The sequence below is a fragment of the Ramlibacter sp. genome, from assembly GCA_019635435.1.
Lineage (GTDB): Bacteria > Pseudomonadota > Gammaproteobacteria > Burkholderiales > Burkholderiaceae_C > JAHBZM01.
On record JAHBZM010000001.1, the window covers coordinates 1,766,220 to 1,785,820 of the forward strand.

24 protein-coding genes are annotated in these 19,601 nt (G+C 68.0%); 15 read left to right on the forward strand and 9 right to left on the reverse strand.

From position 1 onward, the window contains the following. Positions 1–4 precede the first annotated feature (4 nt). The 4 genes from folK (at position 5) to KF796_08440 (ending at position 3,162) form a co-directional block, all read left to right on the forward strand. A complete protein-coding gene (folK, locus tag KF796_08425; GenBank protein ID MBX3586657.1) occupies positions 5–469 on the forward strand; it encodes a 2-amino-4-hydroxy-6-hydroxymethyldihydropteridine diphosphokinase in 465 nt (154 codons plus the stop codon). 684 nt (positions 470–1,153) lie between these two features. Further along, positions 1,154–1,813, forward strand: a complete 660-nt coding sequence (locus KF796_08430; protein ID MBX3586658.1) for a hypothetical protein — start codon at positions 1,154–1,156, stop codon at positions 1,811–1,813. Positions 1,814–1,961: 148 nt separating this feature from the next. Then, on the forward strand, positions 1,962–2,639 hold the full coding sequence (locus tag KF796_08435) for a hypothetical protein (protein ID MBX3586659.1): 678 nt from the start codon (positions 1,962–1,964) through the stop codon (positions 2,637–2,639). 145 nt (positions 2,640–2,784) lie between these two features. Further along, entirely contained in the window at positions 2,785–3,162 is a 378-nt protein-coding gene (locus KF796_08440; GenBank protein ID MBX3586660.1) for a hypothetical protein, read from the forward strand. 296 nt (positions 3,163–3,458) lie between these two features. Here KF796_08440 and KF796_08445 read toward each other — a convergent pair whose 3' ends face one another. Next, positions 3,459–4,817, reverse strand: a complete 1,359-nt coding sequence (locus KF796_08445) for an MBL fold metallo-hydrolase (protein ID MBX3586661.1) — start codon at positions 4,815–4,817, stop codon at positions 3,459–3,461. A 151-nt stretch (positions 4,818–4,968) separates the two neighbouring features. Between KF796_08445 and KF796_08450 the strand changes: the two genes are divergently transcribed. From KF796_08450 to atpE, 5 genes are all read left to right on the forward strand, one after another. Beyond that, a complete protein-coding gene (locus KF796_08450) occupies positions 4,969–5,163 on the forward strand; it encodes a DUF2892 domain-containing protein (GenBank protein MBX3586662.1) in 195 nt (64 codons plus the stop codon). 31 nt (positions 5,164–5,194) lie between these two features. After that, on the forward strand, positions 5,195–5,587 hold the full coding sequence (locus KF796_08455) for a DUF1801 domain-containing protein (GenBank protein MBX3586663.1): 393 nt from the start codon (positions 5,195–5,197) through the stop codon (positions 5,585–5,587). A gap of 58 nt (positions 5,588–5,645) precedes the next feature. Then, on the forward strand, positions 5,646–6,140 hold the full coding sequence (locus tag KF796_08460) for a rod shape-determining protein (protein MBX3586664.1): 495 nt from the start codon (positions 5,646–5,648) through the stop codon (positions 6,138–6,140). Between the two features lie 61 nt (positions 6,141–6,201). After that, complete coding sequence (locus KF796_08465) at positions 6,202–6,717, forward strand: DUF1697 domain-containing protein (GenBank protein MBX3586665.1); 516 nt, start codon at positions 6,202–6,204, stop codon at positions 6,715–6,717. 111 nt (positions 6,718–6,828) lie between these two features. Continuing rightward, on the forward strand, positions 6,829–7,071 hold the full coding sequence (gene atpE, locus KF796_08470) for a F0F1 ATP synthase subunit C (protein ID MBX3586666.1): 243 nt from the start codon (positions 6,829–6,831) through the stop codon (positions 7,069–7,071). Positions 7,072–7,175: 104 nt separating this feature from the next. Here the strand turns inward: atpE and KF796_08475 are convergent, their stop codons facing one another. Together KF796_08475 and KF796_08480 are read right to left on the reverse strand one after the other, a co-directional pair. Continuing rightward, on the reverse strand, positions 7,176–9,134 hold the full coding sequence (locus KF796_08475) for a c-type cytochrome (protein MBX3586667.1): 1,959 nt from the start codon (positions 9,132–9,134) through the stop codon (positions 7,176–7,178). After that, positions 9,135–9,428 carry a 2Fe-2S iron-sulfur cluster binding domain-containing protein gene (locus KF796_08480; protein ID MBX3586668.1) on the reverse strand — a complete coding sequence of 98 codons (294 nt, stop codon included), beginning with the start codon at positions 9,426–9,428 and terminating at the stop codon, positions 9,135–9,137. 80 nt (positions 9,429–9,508) lie between these two features. Between KF796_08480 and KF796_08485 the strand changes: the two genes are divergently transcribed. The 4 genes from KF796_08485 to KF796_08500 all read left to right on the forward strand — a co-directional run bounded on the left by KF796_08485 (position 9,509) and on the right by KF796_08500 (position 12,627). Then, the gene (locus KF796_08485; protein ID MBX3586669.1) at positions 9,509–10,027 is read left to right on the forward strand and encodes a GNAT family N-acetyltransferase; all 519 of its coding nucleotides are present in this window, start codon (positions 9,509–9,511) and stop codon (positions 10,025–10,027) included. Positions 10,028–10,210: 183 nt separating this feature from the next. Next, positions 10,211–11,146 (forward strand): DUF808 domain-containing protein, encoded by a 936-nt coding sequence (locus KF796_08490; protein MBX3586670.1) that lies wholly within the window; start codon positions 10,211–10,213, stop codon positions 11,144–11,146. Next, entirely contained in the window at positions 11,143–12,288 is a 1,146-nt protein-coding gene (locus KF796_08495) for a methyltransferase (GenBank protein ID MBX3586671.1), read from the forward strand. Before KF796_08490 ends, KF796_08495 begins: the two co-directional genes overlap by 4 nt. 75 nt (positions 12,289–12,363) lie before the next feature. Further along, a complete protein-coding gene (locus KF796_08500) occupies positions 12,364–12,627 on the forward strand; it encodes a hypothetical protein (GenBank protein MBX3586672.1) in 264 nt (87 codons plus the stop codon). Positions 12,628–12,642: 15 nt separating this feature from the next. Here KF796_08500 and KF796_08505 read toward each other — a convergent pair whose 3' ends face one another. The 5 genes from KF796_08505 to KF796_08525 all read right to left on the reverse strand — a co-directional run bounded on the left by KF796_08505 (position 12,643) and on the right by KF796_08525 (position 17,075). Then, positions 12,643–13,191 carry a hypothetical protein gene (locus KF796_08505; protein MBX3586673.1) on the reverse strand — a complete coding sequence of 183 codons (549 nt, stop codon included), beginning with the start codon at positions 13,189–13,191 and terminating at the stop codon, positions 12,643–12,645. 77 nt (positions 13,192–13,268) lie between these two features. Beyond that, on the reverse strand, positions 13,269–13,718 hold the full coding sequence (locus KF796_08510) for a DUF4864 domain-containing protein (protein MBX3586674.1): 450 nt from the start codon (positions 13,716–13,718) through the stop codon (positions 13,269–13,271). A 29-nt stretch (positions 13,719–13,747) separates the two neighbouring features. Then, positions 13,748–15,709 (reverse strand): chorismate-binding protein, encoded by a 1,962-nt coding sequence (locus KF796_08515; GenBank protein ID MBX3586675.1) that lies wholly within the window; start codon positions 15,707–15,709, stop codon positions 13,748–13,750. After that, complete coding sequence (locus KF796_08520) at positions 15,706–16,701, reverse strand: tripartite tricarboxylate transporter substrate binding protein (protein ID MBX3586676.1); 996 nt, start codon at positions 16,699–16,701, stop codon at positions 15,706–15,708. Before KF796_08520 ends, KF796_08515 begins: the two co-directional genes overlap by 4 nt. Next, on the reverse strand, positions 16,698–17,075 hold the full coding sequence (locus KF796_08525; GenBank protein MBX3586677.1) for a chorismate mutase: 378 nt from the start codon (positions 17,073–17,075) through the stop codon (positions 16,698–16,700). The genes KF796_08520 and KF796_08525 overlap by 4 nt, the downstream gene beginning before the upstream one ends. 200 nt (positions 17,076–17,275) lie before the next feature. Here KF796_08525 and KF796_08530 point away from each other — a divergent pair, with 200 nt between their 5' ends. Then, positions 17,276–18,004 carry a hypothetical protein gene (locus KF796_08530; protein ID MBX3586678.1) on the forward strand — a complete coding sequence of 243 codons (729 nt, stop codon included), beginning with the start codon at positions 17,276–17,278 and terminating at the stop codon, positions 18,002–18,004. A gap of 133 nt (positions 18,005–18,137) precedes the next feature. Further along, positions 18,138–18,413, forward strand: coding sequence for a hypothetical protein (locus tag KF796_08535; GenBank protein ID MBX3586679.1), 276 nt, complete (start codon positions 18,138–18,140; stop codon positions 18,411–18,413). A 61-nt stretch (positions 18,414–18,474) separates the two neighbouring features. Here KF796_08535 and KF796_08540 read toward each other — a convergent pair whose 3' ends face one another. Further along, positions 18,475–19,578, reverse strand: coding sequence for a helix-turn-helix transcriptional regulator (locus KF796_08540; GenBank protein ID MBX3586680.1), 1,104 nt, complete (start codon positions 19,576–19,578; stop codon positions 18,475–18,477). Positions 19,579–19,601: the final 23 nt, after the last annotated feature.

The window sequence follows — 19,601 nt, forward strand, 5'->3', positions numbered from 1 at the left end:
GGCCATGCGCGACCCCGTCGCGGCCTACGTGGCGCTGGGCGCCAACCTGGGGGATGCGCAGCCAACGGTGCTGCGCGCGATCAAGGCCATCGGGCAGACCCCAGGCGTGCGCGTCTTGCGCGCCTCGTCGCTCTACCGCACGGCGCCGGTTGAGTCGTCAGGCCCCGAATACATCAATGCCGTGGTGGCGCTGGAAACGATGCTCACCGCGCCCGCCCTGCTGGCCGCACTCCAGGCGCTGGAGCAGGCCGCCGGCCGTGAACGGCCCTATGTCAATGCGCCCCGCACGCTGGACCTGGACATCTTGTTGTATGGCGGCGCCCGCATCGACAGCCCAAACCTGACCGTGCCCCACCCGCGCATGGGCCAGCGAGCGTTTGTTCTGGTGCCGCTGGCGGAGATTGCGCCGGGCGTCGTGAAGGCTCAGCAGCTTGAGCGTGTGGGCGAGCAGGTGGTGCGCCGGCTGTAGTAGTCGGTACGGTCTAACGGCCCGCGCTTGCTGTGTTTGGCAGCATTTTTATCCGCAGACCTGCGAGGCGATTGCTGATATAGCGGATATAAATCGGGCATTTACAGAAGTTCAAGGAGACGGGGATGATGCGATTCAACATGGCTAGTAGGACAGAGTTGACCTGTAAGTCGCGTTAGGCAGCACCGATCATGCTTCGCGTCTCGGACCATATAGGGCTCATTCATCAAATGCTTGGGGACTACGGACTACCTCCCGAGACCCTTGAACTAACTGCGAATGTCCAAGCTTGGTGCATCGGCCATGGTCTCACGGAAAAAAATCCGCTTCGGACGGCTAAGTGCTTTTGTCGCTTTGCTGATAGTGCGTGTCACATTGTGATGGCCGAGGAAATTTCAGATGATCAAGTCCAAAGCGGAAAGAGTGGAATGGAGCGGAATGGGTTCGGAGCGGATGTCGGGAGACTGAGGACTCATAGGGAATACCTCGTTCACCTCATGCTTCATGAAATAGCCTGCCATGTGCTCCGGGCGACGGATCAACATTCAAGAGATGTTTGGGCCTTCAAGGAGATGTCCAAGTATGCTGTCTAACCCGCTGGTCGACACTGGAGTCCAGGGGCGTCCGCTATCTCCGGTCGCTCTTGTCCTTGGGCTCCAGTCACATGCACGTTAGAGGTACACCATGGGAATTGCTCAAGCTGGAATTGCATTCAAACCAACGAATCCGATCAGTGATCACCGGTCGCTTGTATCAAAGCTTTGCAGGGAAGATGCCACACCAATCGAACATCCCAATGTCGGTCAATTCGATATCAGGAAGCATGCCGATGTGATGGTTCAGTTCTTTGGTGATGCTTGTTTCATCTGCAATAACGACATTGCTTGGGAAATTTTAGAAAACCCAGCATCGGATATCACATATACCCATCAGTCACTCGGGTTTCCTGAATTCTTCATGGTCTTTTGCCACTATGACTCAGGAGGTAGTTACGGGTACGCCTTCGTTGAGGACGGCCAAAGAACCAGATCACGACTACAAACGACTGGTGTGCCGCAATTGCCACCCTTGATTGAATTTGGCACACCCAAAGACATTGAGATGCACTGGTTGTCGGCAGATTTTTACCTTGAGGAGGACGACTGTCCGGTTGAGCAGCGGCAGAAAATCTTCTATCAAGGCGAACGAGCAATAGAGGTTCCAGAGTACTACCTGACCAGTCGAATTCTTGATGAAACTCTTGTGAGCAAATTTGGTGTTTGTCCGTGGGATACGAACGTTGAGCCTATATCCCATTTTTTTAGGCTTGTCGGAGCAAAGAAGCCATGGTGGCAGCTGTGGTAGTCATATTCTTGCGCTCAACCCCGCTCCATTCAGTCCCCGGATGCAGCGGGCGCCATTCTGGGCTCGGACGCAGGAGACGGCGGATGGTAATGATGCCGTTTAACATGTCAGTTCATCGGACCGCCTGGGGCGGTTGCTGACTTTTACGTTGAGCATCATGACCCTGCGTGAGTTTGATCTTCTAACAATTCCGGCTATTCATCAGACTATTGGTCCTGTGATTGACTCCCTGCTGCAGCCTCAGGGTTTTGTCTCGTTCAAGCCTTTGCAGTGGGTGCGCAGCGACAATGCGCCTATCCGCCAGTTATTCGAGTACCGGCAGCTCAAGGGGGGTGCCCTAGCCCCGGCATGGGGCTATTCATTGGATTTCGTACCCCATTTTTCTGGACGAGAAATGAAGTGGCACAGAACCGAGAAGTCTGCCCTCCTCGATGCCTTCGTTGATGGCCAGTGTCATCGTGACCTCTTGTTGACCTGTATGTATGGTGTACCCGGCTTGCTTGAGAATTTGCAGCATCGGGTAGCCGCAGCGGTCCAGATGGCGAGGCAGTTCTGGGCAACGGGCGACACGCCTCATCGCGTGTATTCGATAGTGGAGGCGCTGCGATCTGAGCCGGGATCTAGTTACTTTGTGCAGTTACCTATCGCCAACGCTTTTTGTCTAGCACTGAGCGGACGCGAGGCCGAGGGCAGGGCTGAGCTTGAGGGCATCATCCAGGATCGGTGTCGGTATCCATCCACCGAACTGAGCGAGAAGACCATCGCAAAGGTTTGGCTTGCCTTCCGTGATGCTAGTTCTACGATTACTGGGGAACGGACGCCGTGATGTCCAACCCATACACGCCACGGATTGGGGGGCGAGAAAATTGACGCGTTCGTCGGCCTCACGACTGTGTCAGCTCTGCGGTCATCATCCCCTTGCGATAAGTTCTCCGTTGTCGGTATTCCACGCCGAATGTTGAACCGACGCGATGCCTACACGCCTTAGCACCGTCTCTCCGGAGATTGAGGAGGCACTCGCCGATGCCTCATCTGCCGAACGTGTTGCTGCGGCTCGACTCGTGGCGCTGAAAGTGGCCAAGTTGGTCCTGGGTGTTCCTGACGCACTGTTTGAAGCCGCTTCCGACCTTGCCGCGATAGCCGAAAACCTGGATGAACGTTACTTTCGAATGCATGAGCAGGGCGCTGCTGGATGGGAAGAGGTATTTGCGCAGGCCCGTGCGGTTGCTGCGTTGAGATACGCCAACGAAGCCGAACCGGAGGAGGCGCTGTACGAGGCCGTGATTGCGTTGGATGACCCTCGAAGGGTATTCGAACTATTGAACGGCACGTTGAATGGTTCGGTCTAAATAGTCCACAGCGCGGGCTCCGGCTTCGGCGCGCCGGCCGCGAGCCCCGCCAGACCATCCTGCAGGTCCTGGCCGACGGCGAGGAGCCCACCGAAGAGTTTCTGGAGGAGTGGACGCGCTGCGGAATGCACCAGAGCTGTCAGACGAGGAGTTCGAGCGGCAGCCGCTGAGCGCCCCGGGTGACGACGGCGATCCGCGGACGCCCGAATAAGAAAGAGGTCAACTACTGTGGTCGCCGGCGTGGATTCCGCTTTGCGCAGGCAACTCCCGCACCACGCACGCAGACCTGGTTGGGATCACTCCAGCCCCACTGTCTCCAGGTAATAAGGCATGTGGCAGCCCCACCCCAGCTTGCGCTCGATCCGCTGGCGCAGGGTGTCGGCGGCGGCGGGCTCGCCGTGGGTGATGAAGGTGGTGCGGGGCGGCTGCCTGAAGTGCCGCAGCCAGTCCAGGATTTCGCCCGCGTCGGCGTGGGCCGACAGGTCGTCCAGCCGGGCCACTTCGGCGCGCACCGGGATGTCCTGCCCATGGATGCGCACGGTGGCCGCGCCGCCGACGATCGATGCGCCGCGCGTGCCCCCGGCCTGGTAGCCCGCAAAAAGCAGGGTGTTGCGGGCGTCGGGTGCAAAGGCCTTCAGGTGGTGCACCACGCGCCCGCCGGTGGCCATGCCGCTGGCCGCGACGATGACCATCGGCCTGGTGCGGCTGTTCAGGCGCTCTGATTCTTCGGGGGTCTCGACGATGCGGGCCACGCTGGCCAGCTCGCGGCACTGCGCCGGCGTGAGCTTGAGCCCTTCAGGGTGCCGGGTGTAGGCCTGCGTCGCATTCGCCGCCATGGGACTGTTGAGAAACACGGGCAGGTCGGCAATGCGGCCCTGCTGCTTGAGCTGCCCGATGGCATGCAGCAGGGCCTGCGCGCGCCCCACCGCAAAGGCCGGGATGATGACGGCCCCGCCACGCGCCGCGGTGCGCCGTATCACCTCGCCCAGCCCGGCCACGGCGTCCGAATGGGGGTGGGTGCGGTCGCCGTAGGTGGACTCGACCACCAGGTAGTCGGCGCCCTCCATGGCCACCGGGGGCTTGAGCAGCAGGTCGTTGGGCCGTCCCAGGTCGCCCGAGAAAAGAATGGAGCGCCGGCCATCGTCCAGCCGCACAAATGTCGAGCCCAGCATGTGGCCCGAATGCGCGAGCCGGGCCTGCAGGCCCGCCACCGGTTCCCAGGGCGTGTCCAGCGGCACGCTGCGCAACTGCTTGAGGCTGGCCAGCGCGTCGTCCTTGGTGTACAGAGGCAGCGCGGGTTCGTGCCGCGACAGATGGTGGCGGTTGGCAAAGGCGGCTTCTTCCTCCTGCAGGTGGCCGCTGTCGGGCAGCATGATGGCGCATAGGTCGCGCGTGGCGGCGCTGCAGAACACCGGCCCGCGAAAGCCCTGGCGCACCAGCAGGGGCAGGTAGCCGCTGTGGTCGATGTGTGCGTGCGTCAGGATCACCGCGTCAATGGAGGCCGGGTCGACCGGAAACGCCGCCCGGTTGCGCAGCCGCAGCTGCTTGTAGCCCTGAAACAGCCCGCAGTCCACCAGCACGCGCGCGCCGCCGTGGCGCAGCAGATACTTCGAGCCGGTCACGGTGTCGGTGGCGCCTAGAAACTGGATGTCCATTGCCGCAGTCTAGGCAGTGGCCGCACGCGGCCACTTGCGCTTTGTCAACTGGGCGGGACCGGCGCGTTGTTTGATCTGCATCAGCCCGCGGCCGGCTGGCAGCGCCTAAGCTGGGTTGTTCAAACTGGCACAACACCGAAAGGAAGCAAGCATGAAACGCAACGAAGCAAGCTGGGACCGCGTCTTGCGCGTCGTCGCCGGCCTCGCGCTCATTGGCGCGGCATTGGAAGGGGCCATCGGCCCCTGGGGCTATATCGGCGTGGTGCCGCTGCTGACCGGCATCGCCGGCCTGTGCCCGCTGTACAGTCTGTTGGGTATCAGTACCTGCCCGGTCAAGGCCGATTAGCGGCCGGTGGCCGGCCATTGACGTGGATTCAATGCGGCTATTCACCCTCACAGGCGCCCGGCGGCACGATGCCGCCGTCCAGGCCTGGTTCTCGGCCCCGCAGCCGCTGCGCCCGCTGGCGCAGCAGTGGTTTGCCGCCATGCGCGCCTGCGGGCCCGACGTCGTCGAGCTGCTGCACGACGGCCACCCCACCGCCTGCGTCCAGGACGCGCCGTTTGGCTACGTCAACACCTTCACGGCCCACGTCAATGTCGGCTTCTTCACGGGCGCTGCGCTGCAAGACCCGTGCGGCCTGCTGGAAGGCACGGGCCGCTTCATGCGCCACGTCAAGCTGCGGCCCGGCGTGCCCGTGGACGAGCCCGCGCTGCAGGCGCTGATCGCCGCCGCCTACGCCGACATCCAGGCAAGGCTTGCGGCCCGGTGAGAAACTTTGCGCGTGCGCGCCCGGATCGCCGACCGTCGCTGCCGGGCATACTCGGCTCATGAGCTTTTTGTCCTCGTTCTCTCCACTGCTGTATGTCCAGGTATCCCCAGAACACCTCAGCGTGAGGGATGTGAAAGCGGGGGTGGAGATCTCCGAGCCGGCGCAGGTGGCGATCGCCCAGGGAGCCAAAGCCACCATTGCCGGCGTTGGCTTGCAGGCAGCTTCTGCCGCAGCGGCCGGCGGCCCGGTGGAGTTGGTCAAGCCCTTCGCGCACCCGCGTTCTCTTGTGTCTGACTTCACGGTCGCTGAGCAACTGCTGAAGGCTTTCATCCGCCGCGTGCGACGAAACACATTCCTGCAGTTGCCTCCGCGCGTCGTGGTGCACCTCCTTGGCAACCCCGCAGGGGGCTTTACCCAGGTCGAGGTCCGGGCGTTCACCGAGATGGCACTCGGCGCGGGGGCTTTTGAGGTGGTGATTCGGGAAGGGCGCCCCCTCACCGACCAAGAGCTCCTGGCCGGCAACTTCTCGGCCGGAGGCAAGGTGCTTTCATGACCCTACCAGGCTGGCATGGCGGGCGGCACAATCGGCCCGGTGACCACTGACCAACACCCCCATGCCACGCTGCGTCGCCTTCCTTCGCGGGGTCAGCCCGCAAAACGCCAGCATGCCGGCGCTCAGGCAGTGCTTTGAGTCCGCGGGCTTCACCGAGGTGCGCACCCTGCTGTCCAGCGGCAACGTGGTGTTCAACGCCCGCTCGTCGCCGATAGGCACCTTGCAGCGGCGCTGCGAGAAGGCGATGCAGACGGATCTGCCCCAGGGCTTTTGCACCATCATCCGGCCCGCGCTGCACCTGCAGGCGCTGCTGGCGGCCGACCCGTTCGCGGGGTTCGACCTGCCCGCATCGGCCAAGCGCATCGTCACCTTCCTGCGCACGCCGCCTCAGGCCGTCGTCCAACTGCCGATCGAACGTGACGACGCGGTCATCCTCAAGCTCGACGGCGCCGAGGTGTTCTCGGCCTATGTGCCCGGCGACAAGGGGCCGGTGTTCATGAACCTGATCGAGCGCATCTTTGGCAAGGACGTGACCACGCGCACGCTCGACACGGTGCGCAAGTGCGCGCAGGCCTGAGCGGCCGGGCCTTGCCCTTCTTCTTCCCATTACCTCCCGCGTCATTGCCCGCATGACGCCGCGGCGCGAACATCCTGTCAACGAAAGATTTTTCAACCACAGGAGCTTCAAATGACTGACACCGGACTCATCGCCATTGCCTGCGGGCTGATCATCGGGCTGGGCGCGATTGGCGCCTGCCTGGGCATCGGGCTGATGGGCGGGCGCTTCATTGATGGCGCGGTGCGCCAGCCCGAGATGATGGAACCGCTGCAGACCAAGATGTTCCTGCTGGCGGGCCTGATCGATGCCAACTTCCTGATTGGCGTGGGCGTGGCGCTGATGTTTGTGTTCGCCAACCCGTTTGCCGGCTGATTGGGCGCTGATTTGCCGGGGTTTCAAGCCAAAAAGGCCTGGAGTCCAATACCGGCGGCCACTTCCAGCTACAAAAACAGGAGCAAATCGGTTGCGGGCGGTGCTCAGCGCTGGGCGCTGCCGCGCTGCTGGCTCACGTCCAGTTCGCTCACGCCAGCCGCGTGGTTGCCCCAGGCGTTGCGGATGTGGGTGAGCACGGCAGCGGTGTCGGCGTCGTTGAGCAGCAGCACATAGGGCGGCATGCCAAAGGGCCGCGGGTTGCCGGCCGTGGCCGGCGCAAAGCCGCCGTTCAGCACGATCTGGACCAGGTTGGCCGTGGTGCCCAGCGTGACGGCCCGGTTGCCCGCCAGGCGCGGGTAGGCGCCGGGCACGCCCTGGCCCTGTTCGCCGTGGCACTGCACGCAGTGCTTGTCGTACAGCTCGGCGCCGCGCTGCGCCAGCCGCGGGTTCACGGGCGCGGCCTTGGGCGGCGCGGTGGCCGGCGCGGCGGGCAGGCTGCGCAGGTAGGTGGCCATGGCGTTGAGGTCGCCGTCGCTCAGGTATTGCGTGCTGGCCTGCACCACCTCGGCCATGGGACCGAGCACCGAGGCCTGGGGCGACACGCCGGTCTTGAGCAGCGCCACGATCTGCGCCACTGGCCAGTGCGCCACGCCGGCCTCGGTCTCGGCGCCCAGCGAGGGCGCGTACCAGTTCTGCATGGGGATCATGCCGCCGGCCAGGTTGAGCGGGTTGCGCGTGGCGCCCAGCGCGTTGCGCGGCGCGTGGCAGGCTGCGCAGTGGCCCAGGCCCTGCACCAGGTAGGCGCCGCGGTTCCAGTCGGCGCTTTGCGATGGGTCGGGCTCAAAGGCCTGCGGGCTGAACGACAGCGTGCGCCAGGCCCACAGCGCGGCCTGCGTGCTGTAGGGCCAGCGCAGGGCGTGTGGCGTGTTGGGCCGTGTCACGGCCGGCAGGCTCATCAGGTAGGCGTAGAGGGCGTCAGAGTCGGCGCGCGTCACGCGGGTGTAGCTCGGGTACGGAAAGGCCGGGTACAGCAGCCGGCCATCGCGGCCCCGGCCCTCGTGCATGGCCTGCCAGAAGTCGCTGGCCGTCCACTGGCCAATGCCGGTGGCCTTGTCGGGCGTGAGGTTGCTGGTGTGCAGCCGGCCAAATGGCGTGTCGATGGCGCGGCCGCCGCTGTAGGGCGCAGCGCCAGCCACGGTGTGGCAGGCCATGCAGTTGCCCGCGCGCGCCAGGTAGGCGCCGCGCGCCACCTGCTGGGCGGCGGGCGCAGGGCTTGCCGATGTGGCGGTGCTTGTTGCCGATGTGGCCGTGGGCGCCATGTTCGCGGCCGCGCTGGCCGCCGGCATTGCCGGCGCGGTGGCGGCGCCGCAAGCCATGGTGGGCGGGCGCGGCAGCGCGGCTGCGGGGTGGCTGGTGCGCGGCACGGGCTGGGCCGCCAGCCAGGTGGCCACGGCGTTGATGTCGTCCAAGCTCAGCGCCCGCGCGATCTGGCCCATGCAGTCGGGCGCATGGGCCTGGCGCTGGCCGGCGCGCCAGGCGCCAAGCTGGGCATTGAGGTAGTCGCGCGGCAGGCCCACCAGGCCCGGCGTGGCGGGCTGCACGCCGGTCAGCGCCGCGCCGTGGCAGGACACGCAGGCGGGGATCTTGCGCGTGGCGTCGCCCTCGCGCGCCAGCGCCTCACCGCGGCGCCAGGCCTCGGTGGCGGTGCTGCCGCGGGGGGTGGGCGGCGGGTAGGGCACTTCCAGCGCCGCAAAGTAGCGCGCGATCTCCATCAGGTAGTCGTCGCCCAGCGGCTCCAGCAGGCCGGCCATCAGGCCGTAGTGGCGCCGGCCCTCGCGGAAGTTCAGCAGCTGGTTGTAGAGGTAGCCCGCCGGCTTTCCCGCAATGCGCGGGTAGTAGCCGTCGGGGCCGGCGCGGCCCTGCGGGCCATGGCAGGCGGTGCAGGCCAGCGTGCGCTGGGCCATGCTGTCTTCAAACGTGGCGGGGGCGGCGAGGGCAGTGGCGGTGGTGATGGCGACGGCCAGCCACAGGGCCAGCGCGCCCAGGAGGCGGAGACGGGACATTCAGCTATTGTGGGACAGATCGATCACCACATCGGAAACCGGGTAGGCCACGCAGGGCAGGATCCAGCCCTCGGCCTTTTCCTCGGCGCTCAGGCCCGGCCATTCGATGCGGTAGTGCACGCGCCCGTGGGTCAGGCGGCAGATGCAGGTGCGGCAGGTGCCGTTGCGGCAGGAGCTGGCCAGCTCGATGCCCGCGGCTTCGGCCGCCAGCAGCAGCGGCTGCCCGGCGGGGGCGCTGAAGGCCTGGCCCGAGGGCGCCAGCAGGGCGGAGTAGGTGGGTTCAGCGTGGGTCATGCGGCGCGGCCATCATAATCACGCCCCCGGGCGACAATGTGGCTCGCCCCGATTTATTGACTGCCCAGCAGAATCTGAACATGCCGAGTTACCTTGTCCGTCCCGCCCAAGCTGGCGATGCGCAATCCATTGCCGAAATCCATGTGGCCGCCTGGCAAGCCGCCTACACGGGCCTGATGCCCGACGAGCACCTGCAGGGCCTGTCCGCCGCCAAGCGCCTGCCCCTGTGGCGCGAAGCCATCGAGTTCAGCGAACCCCAGGTCTTCGTGGCCACCGAGGGCGACACGGTCGCGGGCTTTGTGGGCTTTGACCGCTCGCGTGACCCCAAGTCCAAGCCCACCACGGGCGAGGTCTGGGCCATGTATGTGGCCCCCGGCCACTGGGGCCAGGGCGCCGGCCTGGCGCTGTGGGACGCCGCGCGCGAGGGCCTGCTCGAAGAAGGCTGCACCGAAGTCACGCTGTGGGTGCTGCTGCGCAACGAGCGCGCCCTGCGCTTTTATGAGCTGGCCGGCTTCAAGCGCGAGCTCAACACCGCGCGCACCACCACCGTGGGCGGCGCCAAGCTCGAGGAAATCCGCCTCAAGCGCAAGCTCGACTGACATGGCCCCCACGCTTGCCACTTCGTGTGCTTCGCTGCCCCCCAAGGGGGCTTCAGCCGCCTTGGGGCGGCCCGGCGGCGTCTGACATGGCCCCCACGCTTGCCACTTCGTGCGCTTCGCTGCCCCCCGAGGGGGCTTCGGCCGCCTTGGGGCGGCCCGGCGGCGCCTGAGCGCGGGCGCCCCATGGCATCCAGCCTGCTGGCCCTGATCGACGACATTGCGTCCATCCTGGACGACGTGTCGCTGCTCACCAAGGTGGCGGCCAAGAAGACCGCCGGTGTGCTGGGCGACGACCTCGCGCTCAATGCCCAGCAGGTCACGGGCGTGCGGGCCGACCGCGAGCTGCCCGTGGTCTGGGCCGTGGCGCGGGGCTCGCTGGTCAACAAGGCCATCCTGGTGCCCGCGGCGCTGGCCATCAGCGCGTTCGCGCCCTGGGCCGTGACCCCGCTGCTCATGGTGGGGGGCGCCTTTCTCTGCTTTGAGGGTTTTGAGAAAGTGGCGCACCGCGTGCTGCACGGCGCCGGTGACGACCAGGCCCGGCTGGAAGCACACCGCCAGGCCGTGGCTGACGAGACGGCCGACCTCGCCCAGCTTGAGAAAGACAAGGTCAAGGGCGCGGTGCGCACCGACTTCATCCTCTCGGCCGAGATCATTGCCATCACCCTGGGCACGGTGGCCAGCAGCCCGCTGCTGACGCAGGTGACGGTGCTGGTGGGCATTGCCGTGCTCATGACCGCGGGCGTCTATGGCCTGGTGGCCGGCATCGTCAAGCTCGACGACCTGGGCCTGTACCTGAGCCGCAAGGCCGGCGCGGCGCAGCAGGCCGTGGGCCGGGCCATCCTGCGCGCGGCGCCCTGGCTCATGAAGGGCCTGTCCGTGGCCGGCACGGTGGCCATGTTCCTCGTGGGTGGGGGCATCCTCACGCACGGCTTTGGCTGGCTGCACCACGGCATTGAAGCGCTCGCGCAGTCGGCGGCGCAGGTGCCGGGCGTCGGTGCGCTGCTGGGTGCGCTGGCGCCACTGCTGCTGAACGCGCTGGCCGGTGTGGTGGCCGGCGGCCTCGTGCTGGCCGCCGTCACTGCCGTGCAGCGGCTGCTGCCGCGCCGGGCCGGCGCATGACGCCCGTGCCCATGGAATGGAGCGAGGGCGGGGCACCGCAGCACGCGCTGTGGCGCAGCGAGGCCGGCCTGCCGCCGCCGCGCCGCGTGCAGCCAGCCGCCGACACCCTGAGCGCCGACGCCGCCTACCGGCTGGCCTGCGAAGGCACGGCCCTGCTGTGGCGCGGCGACTTCCAGAACGCGCGCCAGCTGCTGCAGGCGCTGGCGCGCCGCGCCGACAAGCCGCGAAAAACCGGCAAGGCCAAGGGCCGCGACAAGCCGCCGCCCGCCACGCCGGCCGAGGCCTTTCACCTGCATCGCCAGGCGCTGGCGCAGCGTGCGCGCGTGCTGGCCGCCGTGCTGATTCCGCTCGACGCGGACCACGGCATTCCCCTGCGGCGCGGGCCCGACTGGCGCCAGGCCTGCACCGAGGCCTGGGGTCCGGGCAGTGGGCCCGGCGTGGTCACGCTGCGCGAGCTGCTGGGCCTGGTGGGTGCGCACGAGTGGCGCAAGAAGGGCGTGCCGGTGCCCGCGCTGGGCGCGTCCATCCATCCGCACTACGGCGTGTTCTCGCCGGTGCGCGGCGAGTATGTGGATCTGGTGGCCCAGGCGCCATTGCCCGCTACGAGCCTGGCGTTTGATGTGGGCACCGGCACGGGCGTGCTGGCGGCCGTGCTGGCGCGCCGCGGGGTGGCCCGCGTGGTGGCCACCGACCAGGATCCGCAGGCCCTGGCCTGCGCGCGCGACAACCTGGCCCGGCTGGGCCTGGCCGCGCAGGTGGAGGTGCTGCAGGCCGATTTGTTTCCGCCAGGGCAGGCCCCTTTGGTGGTCTGCAACCCGCCCTGGGTGCCGGCGCGGCCCAGTTCACCGATCGAGCATGCGGTGTATGACGAAGGCAGCCGCATGCTGCGCGGCTTTCTGGCGGGGCTGGCGCCGCACCTGGCACCGGGCGGCGAAGGCTGGCTGATCCTGTCGGACCTGGCCGAGCACCTGGGTTTGCGCGGCCGGGACGAGCTTTTGGGCTGGATCGCCGCGGCAGGCCTGCAGGTGCTGGGCCGGCTCGATGCCCGGCCGCGCCACCCCAAGGCGGCCGACCCGGGCGATCCGCTGCACGCGGCGCGGGCGGCCGAGGTGACGTCCCTGTGGCGCCTGGGCCTGGCCTGAGCGGCGGTTACACGGTTGCTTTAGTACACATTCGGAAACACCGTTTCCCGGCGCATTCGGGTCCAATGCACGGCCATGGACACCGTAGCGGACTTTTCCGAAACCAGCGACATCTTCACCACCCTGCGCCAGGTGGAGCACTACGCCAGGCGCCGAGGCCGCCGCGAAGTGGAAATTGCCCTCTCCTCCGGCTGCCTCAGCCCCCAGAGCGAACGCATCATTAGCGAATGGCTGCTGCGCGACGATGCACGCCAGCGCCGCCGTGCCAGCCTGCCGCTGTGGCTGTTTGGCCTGTCGGCCAGCGGCCTGATCGCCGCCTGGCTGGCCTGGGTGTTCTGAGCCCGGCCGGCCCGCTCAGGCCACGCCTTCGGGCGGCAGCAGCATCGCAATCCGTTCGCTGATGGAGTCGGCCCGCTCGGCGCCAGCGGCCTGTTCAATCGCCTCGATCATCTCGCGCGCCGCGGCCAGCATGCTGGCGCGGTCGCGCGCGGTGCGCAGGGCCTCGCGGAAGGCCTCGGCACGCGCCGGGTCGCGCCGCGCGAACATGCGCTCGCAGATGTCAAACAGGAACATGCGCGTGGTGGCCAGCGACCGTTTGCCTTCAAAGGCGTCGGCGGCGTTGCCCGGGGCCGCGCCAGCGTCGCCAAGCGGCGCGGGCGCTGACACCGCCACCCGCGCAGCCGGTGGCTCCGCGGGCGGGGTGCTCTGGCGCGAGGGCGAGAGGTAGCCGTCGCGCACCAGCCGCAGCACGATCTGCTCGCCCTCGCCGTCAAACAGGGGCCGCAGGTCGTGGATGGAACGCTGGCCGTCGGCCAGCAGCAGCAGTGAACGCTCGCGCTGGCCCAGCGTGCGCACGCCGGGCCGCAGTTCGCTGCGCGCCTTGTCGGTTTTCTCCAGCATCATGACGATCACCTCCAGCAAGGCGTCAGTAGACCCCGCCAAGGTGACAACCGCGTGAAGGGCCCGCGCGGCCCGGGGGCTCAGGCGACGCGGCCCTTGTTGCCCTGGACCTCGCAGCCGGTGATGCGCCAGGCCTTGTCCTTCTGCCGCTGCAGCGTGTAGGTGGCCAGCCAGGCGTCACCGCGCTGGTCGGTCATCTGCACACGCTGCACCACGGTGCCATCGGGCAGGGCCTCGGGGATCAGGAAGGCCACATGCGCCGGTTCATACACCACCGGGTAGCCCGCGCGCACCATGGCCATGAAGCGTTCGGCGCTGCCCAACCTTTCACGCATACTCGGCGCGGCATACGAGAAAGCTTTTTCAGCGTCGCGCGCGGCAAAGGCGTCGAGTTGGCCCTGCACGGTGGCCCGCACGGCTTTCACGTCAGCGGCAGGCAGGGGCGCCATGGCGGGCGGCGCGGCCGTCGCGCACAGGCTGCCCGTGACCAGCCACAGGACAAGGGCGAAGCGTTGCAGCAAGCGGGCCATGGTGTGCCTTTCAAGATGCGATCACCGCATCATGGCGCATCGGGGCCGGGTGTGCAAAAGGCCAGCGCATAACCCAGGGCCTGCACGGCCCGCGGGTCCGACAGCAGGGACTCCGGGCGCAGCAGCAGGCAGGCCAGCCGCTGGCCCGCATGCACCAGCAGGCGCGGGCTGGCCTGGGCGTCTTCGAGCCACACCGTCCAGCCCGGCGGCACGGCGGCGCCGGGGCGCAGCGCGCGGCTGGCGTAACCCCCGGCCACGAACAGGCCCGGGTCGGCCCACGGGGCCTGGGCCGTAGCGCGGCAATGCACCAGCCGGCCATGCTCGGGGGTGATGGGGTCCACCTCAAAACCGGCCTGCGCGAGCAACGCCAGCGCGGCGTCGCCCAGCGCCACGGTGTGGGTGCGGGCAAGGGACGGCGGCTGCCGGCCCAGCAACACGCAGGGCTGCGCCGTGTCGGTGATCTGCAAGCCCAGGCCGCGCAGCAGGTCGCGCACCGCGGCGGGGAAGGGGTCGTCGCCGCTGTCGTCCAGGCGCACGGCCGAAGGCAGGCGCGCCGAAGGGCCGGGGGCGCTGGTACTGTCAACCGGCGCATCGAGCCCCAGGGCGCGCCACAGCGACAGCGCCTTGAGCCGCGACTCCTGCTCCTCGCGCTCAGGCACCGAGTCGGCCACGAGGTCGCCGCCGGTGCGCACCTCGGCCACGCCGTCACGCAGGCTGGCGGCGCGCAGCAGGGTGCCCACCAGCGCGCTGCCATCGGCCTGCACCAGCACGCCCAGGCCGCCGTACCAGCCGCGCGGGCTGACCTCGAGCTGGGCAATGGCTGCCAGCGCCTGCGGCCGCGGGGTGCCCGTGAGCATCACGGGCGCGGCCGTGGCCACCAGGGCATCCCAGGCGTCCACGCCATCGCGCAGGCGGCCCTGCAGCCGGTCCACGGTGTGGACCACGGTGGCCAGCGACATCTGGCGGCGCCGGTGCGTGAGGTGCAGCGAACCAGGCTCGCACAGCGGCGCGAGGTCGTTGCGCAACGCGTCGCTGCAGATCGCGAGCGACGCGGCGTCCACCGCTTCATTGACCAGCTCGCGGAAGGCCTCGGCTTCACCAACCGGGCCCGGCCCGCGCGCCACCGTGCCGCACACCGGCAGCGCCTGCACCTGGCCCTGCCGCACCACGAGCTGCAGGTCCGGTGAGGCGCCAAACAGCTGGCCGCCGGCGCCATCGTTGAGCAGGAAGCTGACCGGCGCCGGGTTGGCCTGGCGCAGCCGCGCAAAGGCCTGGGCCGCTGACGCCGTGCTGCGGCGCCGGTAACTCTGGCTCAGCGTCAGTGACACCAGCGGTTGCGCGCGCAGGTGGGTCAGCGCTCGCGCCACCATCGCGGCGTAACCGCCGGGCGCGTGGTCGTCCTGGGGCGGCTGTGAGGCATTGACGAGTGCCGATGCGCGCGCGGCGAGCCGCTGGCCGGAAGGCGGCGGGGCGCTGGCGTGCCCAGCGGCATCGGCGCCGGCCAGCGTGAGGCGCACATGGGTCCATTGCCCCTGCGCATCGCGCTGCCAGAAGGCCCCGGGCAGAAACAGCACGCCGATCTCTTCGGGCGGTTCGGTGTGCGTGGTGGCGTGGTGGGCGGCCAGCAGGTGGGCGTTGAAGCGCAGCGCGCCCAGCAGCATCACTTCGGCCTGGGGTTCAAAGGCCTGCAGCAGCACGCGCAGTGAAGCAACGATGTGGCGGCTGCTTGTGGCGGCCTGCCAGCCCGCCAGTGCGGGCTGGGCCAGCAGGGCCTCGCCCAGCGCCGTGACGGCCTGCACCTGCAGCGCATGGGACGTCACGCGCAGCAGCAGCGCGGGGGACTCCACCAGCGTGGCCTGCAAGGGGTGCAGGCCGGCCACGCCGGCGTCCACCCCGAAATACATGCCCGGCCCATGGTCGAGCCGGGCCAGCGCATCGTCAACCTCGCCGGCGCCCGCGGGGCGGGCGTCGGCGTGCAGCCTGATCTTCAATCGATCTTGACGCCGGTGCGCTTGATCACGGGGGTCATGACCTGCAGCTCCTTCTGCATGAACTTCTGCAGTTCCTGCTCCGAGCCACCGATGGGTTCCATGTACATGGTGTGCAGCTTGGTCTTGACCTCGGGCTGGGCCAGGGCCGCGTTGATCTCCTGGTTCATGCGCTGCACGATGTCGTTGGGCGTGCTCGCGGGCGCCATGATGGCCATCCACGCGAGGTTTTCAATCTCGGGCAGGCCGGCTTCCTTCATCGTCGGGATCTCGGGCGTGAGTTCGCTGCGCTTGGCGGTGGACACCGCCAGCGCGCGCATCTTGCCGGCCTTGACCTGCGGCATGACGGCCACGGCCGGCACGCAGGCAAACTGCACGTCGCCCTGCAGGATGGCCGCGATGGCCAGCGGTGACGAGGCATAGGGGATGTGCACCGCGTAGGTGTCGGTCTTGACCTTGAGCAGTTCCACGCCCAGCTGGGACAGGCTGCCCACGCCGGTGGACGAGAAGTTGAACTTGCCCGGCTCCTTCTTCATGGCGGTTACCAGGTCCTTGAGCGAGTTGATGCCCGAGTCGGCGCGCACCGCGCACACATTGGCCTGGCCACCGGCCAGCACCACGGGGCGCAGTTCGGTGAACGGGTCGTAGCCCAGCTTGGTGTAGATCTGCGTGTTGTAGACCAGCGGCCCGTTGGTGCTGATCAGGAAGGTGTAGCCGTCACCCGCGGCCTTGGCCACATACGAGGTGCCGTTGTTGCCGCCGCCGCCCGGGCGGTTCTCGACGATCACGGGCTGGCCCAGCCGCGGCGAGATCTTGTCGGCCACGATGCGCGTGATGATGTCGGGCGACGAGCCCGCGCCATACGGCACCACGATGCGGATCGCCTTGCTGGGCCAGGGGGCCTGGGCCCAGGCGCCGGCGCAGGCGCTGGCCAGCGCGAGCAGGGCCGCGCCCTTGAGCAGCTGGCGGGTGGAGGGGGATTGAAGACGGGTCATGGTGTGATCCTTTCCGTGTCGTGGAAGAAACGCCCCTCGCCGGCGATGAAGCCGGCGACCAGCGTGCGATAGGTGGCCTCGACGAGGTCGGGCAACCCGGGGAACTGGGCCTCATGCGCCGCAGCGAGCTCACGCACCCGCCGGAACACCTGTTCCTGGCGGGCCGGCGCCGAGACCTGGAATTCGTCGAGCTTGAAGCGTACCGCGTCGCGCACGCACAGCGCGCGCTGGGCCAGCAGGGCCACGATCTGCGCGTCCAGCGCATCGATGTTGCGGCGCAGCTCGCCCAGCGTCTGCGCCTGGGGCACATAGGCCGGGTCCTTGAAGCGGCGTACCGGCGCGGTGCCTGTCTGGGGTTCTTGTGGGGAGGTCATGGCGGGCGGGGCGGTGATTAATAAGCAAGCTTATCAAATGCGGCGGCCCGAAAGCCATTGGTAGCTGACACCTTGCACGCGCCGGGGCCCCGGTGTAGGCAGATGCCGTCCTACAGCGTCCGGGGGCGCCCGCCCACGCGCCGCTGGCCACCGGATTTCTAAGCTTGCAAGGCTGTGCACGGACAAGCAAGGAGACCTGCATGACTGAAAAATCCTCTCCCCTGCGCCCCGCGCTGCGCGCGGCGGCGGCTGGCGCGCTCATCGGCATGGTGGCGCTGGTGGGCATTGTGTGGGCGTCGCGCCATGGCGCGCTGCCCTGGCAGGGCGGGCCGCCCGTGGCCGTGCGCTCGGCCGATTTCGCGGGCGAGACGGCCTCGAGCGACGCCCGGCGGCTGGCCCGGTGGGTGGCGCGCACGGGCGACAACCGCGGCATGAATTTCGTGATCCTGGACAAGAAGCAGGCGCGCGTGTTTGTGTTCGGGCCCGATGCGCGCCTGCGCGGGGCCTCGCCGGTGCTGCTGGGCTTTGCGCCGGGCGACGACAGCGTCGCGGGCATTGGCAAGCGGCCCATCGCGCAGGTGCGGCCGCATGAGCGCACCACGCCGGCCGGCCGCTTCGTGGCCGAGCCCGGGCGCAACACGCTGGACGAGGACGTGATCTGGGTCGACTACGACGCGGCGGTGTCCATGCACAGGGTACGCGCCACCGTGGCGTCCGAGCGCCGGCTGGAGCGCCTGGCCACGCCCACGCCCGACGACAACCGCATTTCCTATGGCTGCATCAATGTGCCGGTGGCCTTTTTCGAGCAGGTGCTGCAGCCGGCCTTTGACAAGCGCTATGGCGTGGTCTACGTGCTGCCCGAGACCCGTGCGCTGGACGAGGTGTTCGCGCTGGGGAACGACGCGGGCCCCGCCGCGCAGCCGATGTAGGCGGTGGCCCACAGTGCAAACCGCTTGCTGCCGACCTCGCGGATTTGCCCGGCCAGTATTCTGGGAATCAGCCGGACTCACCCGGCGTTCCTTCAACCCGATGGTCCAACCATCACTGCCAGGAGATTCTGAAATGAACAAGTCCCAACTGTCCCAAGGCCTGATTGCAGGCGCCGTGGCCCTCGCCTTCGCGGGTGCCGGCGTGGCGATCGCCCAGAGCACGCCGCCCAGCAACGGCATCAACCCGCCCATTTCCGAGGGCCAGCAGAGCACCCAGAACACCCCCATGGGTTCCACGGGCGTGCAGGGCAACAGCAGCAGCGACACCCTGTCCAACAGCCCCACCCCGTCGCAGGACACGACGGCGGCCATGCCTGAGGAGCGCGCGCCCCAGGCTGACCGCAACTGACCGCAAGCCACTTCGCGCAAGAAAGCCGGGCTGGGCCCGGCTTTTTTTGTGGCCGCCGCCGTCAATGCAGCGTTGCGTCGGGCCCCAGCGCCACACCCGACAGCAGGGCCGCCACTTCGGTCTGCCTTGCGCAGCCCGTCTTGTCCAGCACCTTCTGCAACTGCGCGCGAACCGTGTTGCGGCTGACGCTGCCCTTGGCGGCAATCTCGTCCAGTGAATCACCGCTGGCCAGGCTGCGGGCCACGCGGGCCTCTGATGGCGTGAGGTCAAACAGGGACCGCAGGAGCTCGACCGGCGGCGCCTTGCGCGCCGTCACGGGCGTGACGATCAGCAAGGCATAGGAACGGGCAAAAATGTCGTGGGCCGAGCGGCGAATGGGCACCACGTGCGCCACCATCTCGGCATGCCCCTGTGGGCTGCGCAGCGCAAAGGAATGCACCGCCGGCTCCGCCGCGGCGTCAGTGCCCTCCAGCGCGGGCAACGCCGCCCAGAGAATGGCGTTGGCGCGCGCGTCGGCCAGGGCAATGCGGTCCTGGGCCCGCCAGTGCACCTGACCCGACAAGCCCTGCATGAGGGCATTGGCTTCAATCACCACGCCGCTTTCATCCAGGATCAGCGCGGGCAGGCCCAGAACGGCCAGGGTGTCGTTGGCGCCCCTGGCGTTCTGCAGCCCCAGGCGCGCCGATATCAGCGCAGCGCGGGCCAGGTGCGGGCGCAGGGTGTTGAGGGTTTGCACGCGGTCTTTTTCAATCGGGCCACGCTCGTAGGCGCGCTCCACGCTGAAGACGATGTTGTCGCCCGTGGGCATCATCAGCCCGGTGCCCGCGGACCATCCCAGGCCGCGTGGCCTGAAAAACTCGGTGTAGATCGGGTTGGCGTCCAGCTGGGCGTTGGTCCAGAAGTCGTTTTCGACCAGAAAGGTCGGCTGGGTCTGGCTGAACAGGCAGACGCGCCGGCTGCATTTGGCAAACCAGCCGTCCTTGACGTAGGCCCGGAAGATGTCGTTCAGCACCGGCGACGAGGTCCAGTTGAGCACCTTGTCACGCACGGCAAACAGCAGGCCGCCGCTGGAGTCGGCCAGTTGGGCGACTTCGTCCAGGACACCGGGCCACAGCTCGGGCACAAAAGAGCATTCGTAGATGCGGTCGATCAGGTCGGCTTTCATGGGGTTTCGGGTCGGCTGTTTTT

What these genes read in the sequence shown, in the direction of transcription:
- KF796_08465 (MBX3586665.1), top strand. Translation starts at nt 6,202, where the DNA reads ATGCCACGCTGCGTCGCCTTCCTTCGCGGGGTCAGCCCGCAAAACGCC.
- KF796_08490 (MBX3586670.1), top strand. Translation starts at nt 10,211, where the DNA reads ATGGCATCCAGCCTGCTGGCCCTGATCGACGACATTGCGTCCATCCTG.
- KF796_08460 (MBX3586664.1), top strand. Translation starts at nt 5,646, where the DNA reads ATGAGCTTTTTGTCCTCGTTCTCTCCACTGCTGTATGTCCAGGTATCC.
- KF796_08430 (MBX3586658.1), top strand. Translation starts at nt 1,154, where the DNA reads ATGGGAATTGCTCAAGCTGGAATTGCATTCAAACCAACGAATCCGATC.
- KF796_08535 (MBX3586679.1), top strand. Translation starts at nt 18,138, where the DNA reads ATGAACAAGTCCCAACTGTCCCAAGGCCTGATTGCAGGCGCCGTGGCC.
- KF796_08500 (MBX3586672.1), top strand. Translation starts at nt 12,364, where the DNA reads ATGGACACCGTAGCGGACTTTTCCGAAACCAGCGACATCTTCACCACC.
- KF796_08540 (MBX3586680.1), bottom strand. Translation starts at nt 19,578, where the DNA reads ATGAAAGCCGACCTGATCGACCGCATCTACGAATGCTCTTTTGTGCCC.
- KF796_08525 (MBX3586677.1), bottom strand. Translation starts at nt 17,075, where the DNA reads ATGACCTCCCCACAAGAACCCCAGACAGGCACCGCGCCGGTACGCCGC.
- folK (MBX3586657.1), top strand. Translation starts at nt 5, where the DNA reads ATGCGCGACCCCGTCGCGGCCTACGTGGCGCTGGGCGCCAACCTGGGG.
- KF796_08455 (MBX3586663.1), top strand. Translation starts at nt 5,195, where the DNA reads ATGCGGCTATTCACCCTCACAGGCGCCCGGCGGCACGATGCCGCCGTC.
- KF796_08495 (MBX3586671.1), top strand. Translation starts at nt 11,143, where the DNA reads ATGACGCCCGTGCCCATGGAATGGAGCGAGGGCGGGGCACCGCAGCAC.
- KF796_08480 (MBX3586668.1), bottom strand. Translation starts at nt 9,428, where the DNA reads ATGACCCACGCTGAACCCACCTACTCCGCCCTGCTGGCGCCCTCGGGC.
- KF796_08485 (MBX3586669.1), top strand. Translation starts at nt 9,509, where the DNA reads ATGCCGAGTTACCTTGTCCGTCCCGCCCAAGCTGGCGATGCGCAATCC.
- KF796_08530 (MBX3586678.1), top strand. Translation starts at nt 17,276, where the DNA reads ATGACTGAAAAATCCTCTCCCCTGCGCCCCGCGCTGCGCGCGGCGGCG.
- KF796_08510 (MBX3586674.1), bottom strand. Translation starts at nt 13,718, where the DNA reads ATGGCCCGCTTGCTGCAACGCTTCGCCCTTGTCCTGTGGCTGGTCACG.
- KF796_08505 (MBX3586673.1), bottom strand. Translation starts at nt 13,191, where the DNA reads ATGATGCTGGAGAAAACCGACAAGGCGCGCAGCGAACTGCGGCCCGGC.
- KF796_08475 (MBX3586667.1), bottom strand. Translation starts at nt 9,134, where the DNA reads ATGTCCCGTCTCCGCCTCCTGGGCGCGCTGGCCCTGTGGCTGGCCGTC.
- KF796_08440 (MBX3586660.1), top strand. Translation starts at nt 2,785, where the DNA reads ATGCCTACACGCCTTAGCACCGTCTCTCCGGAGATTGAGGAGGCACTC.
- atpE (MBX3586666.1), top strand. Translation starts at nt 6,829, where the DNA reads ATGACTGACACCGGACTCATCGCCATTGCCTGCGGGCTGATCATCGGG.
- KF796_08450 (MBX3586662.1), top strand. Translation starts at nt 4,969, where the DNA reads ATGAAACGCAACGAAGCAAGCTGGGACCGCGTCTTGCGCGTCGTCGCC.
- KF796_08445 (MBX3586661.1), bottom strand. Translation starts at nt 4,817, where the DNA reads ATGGACATCCAGTTTCTAGGCGCCACCGACACCGTGACCGGCTCGAAG.
- KF796_08520 (MBX3586676.1), bottom strand. Translation starts at nt 16,701, where the DNA reads ATGACCCGTCTTCAATCCCCCTCCACCCGCCAGCTGCTCAAGGGCGCG.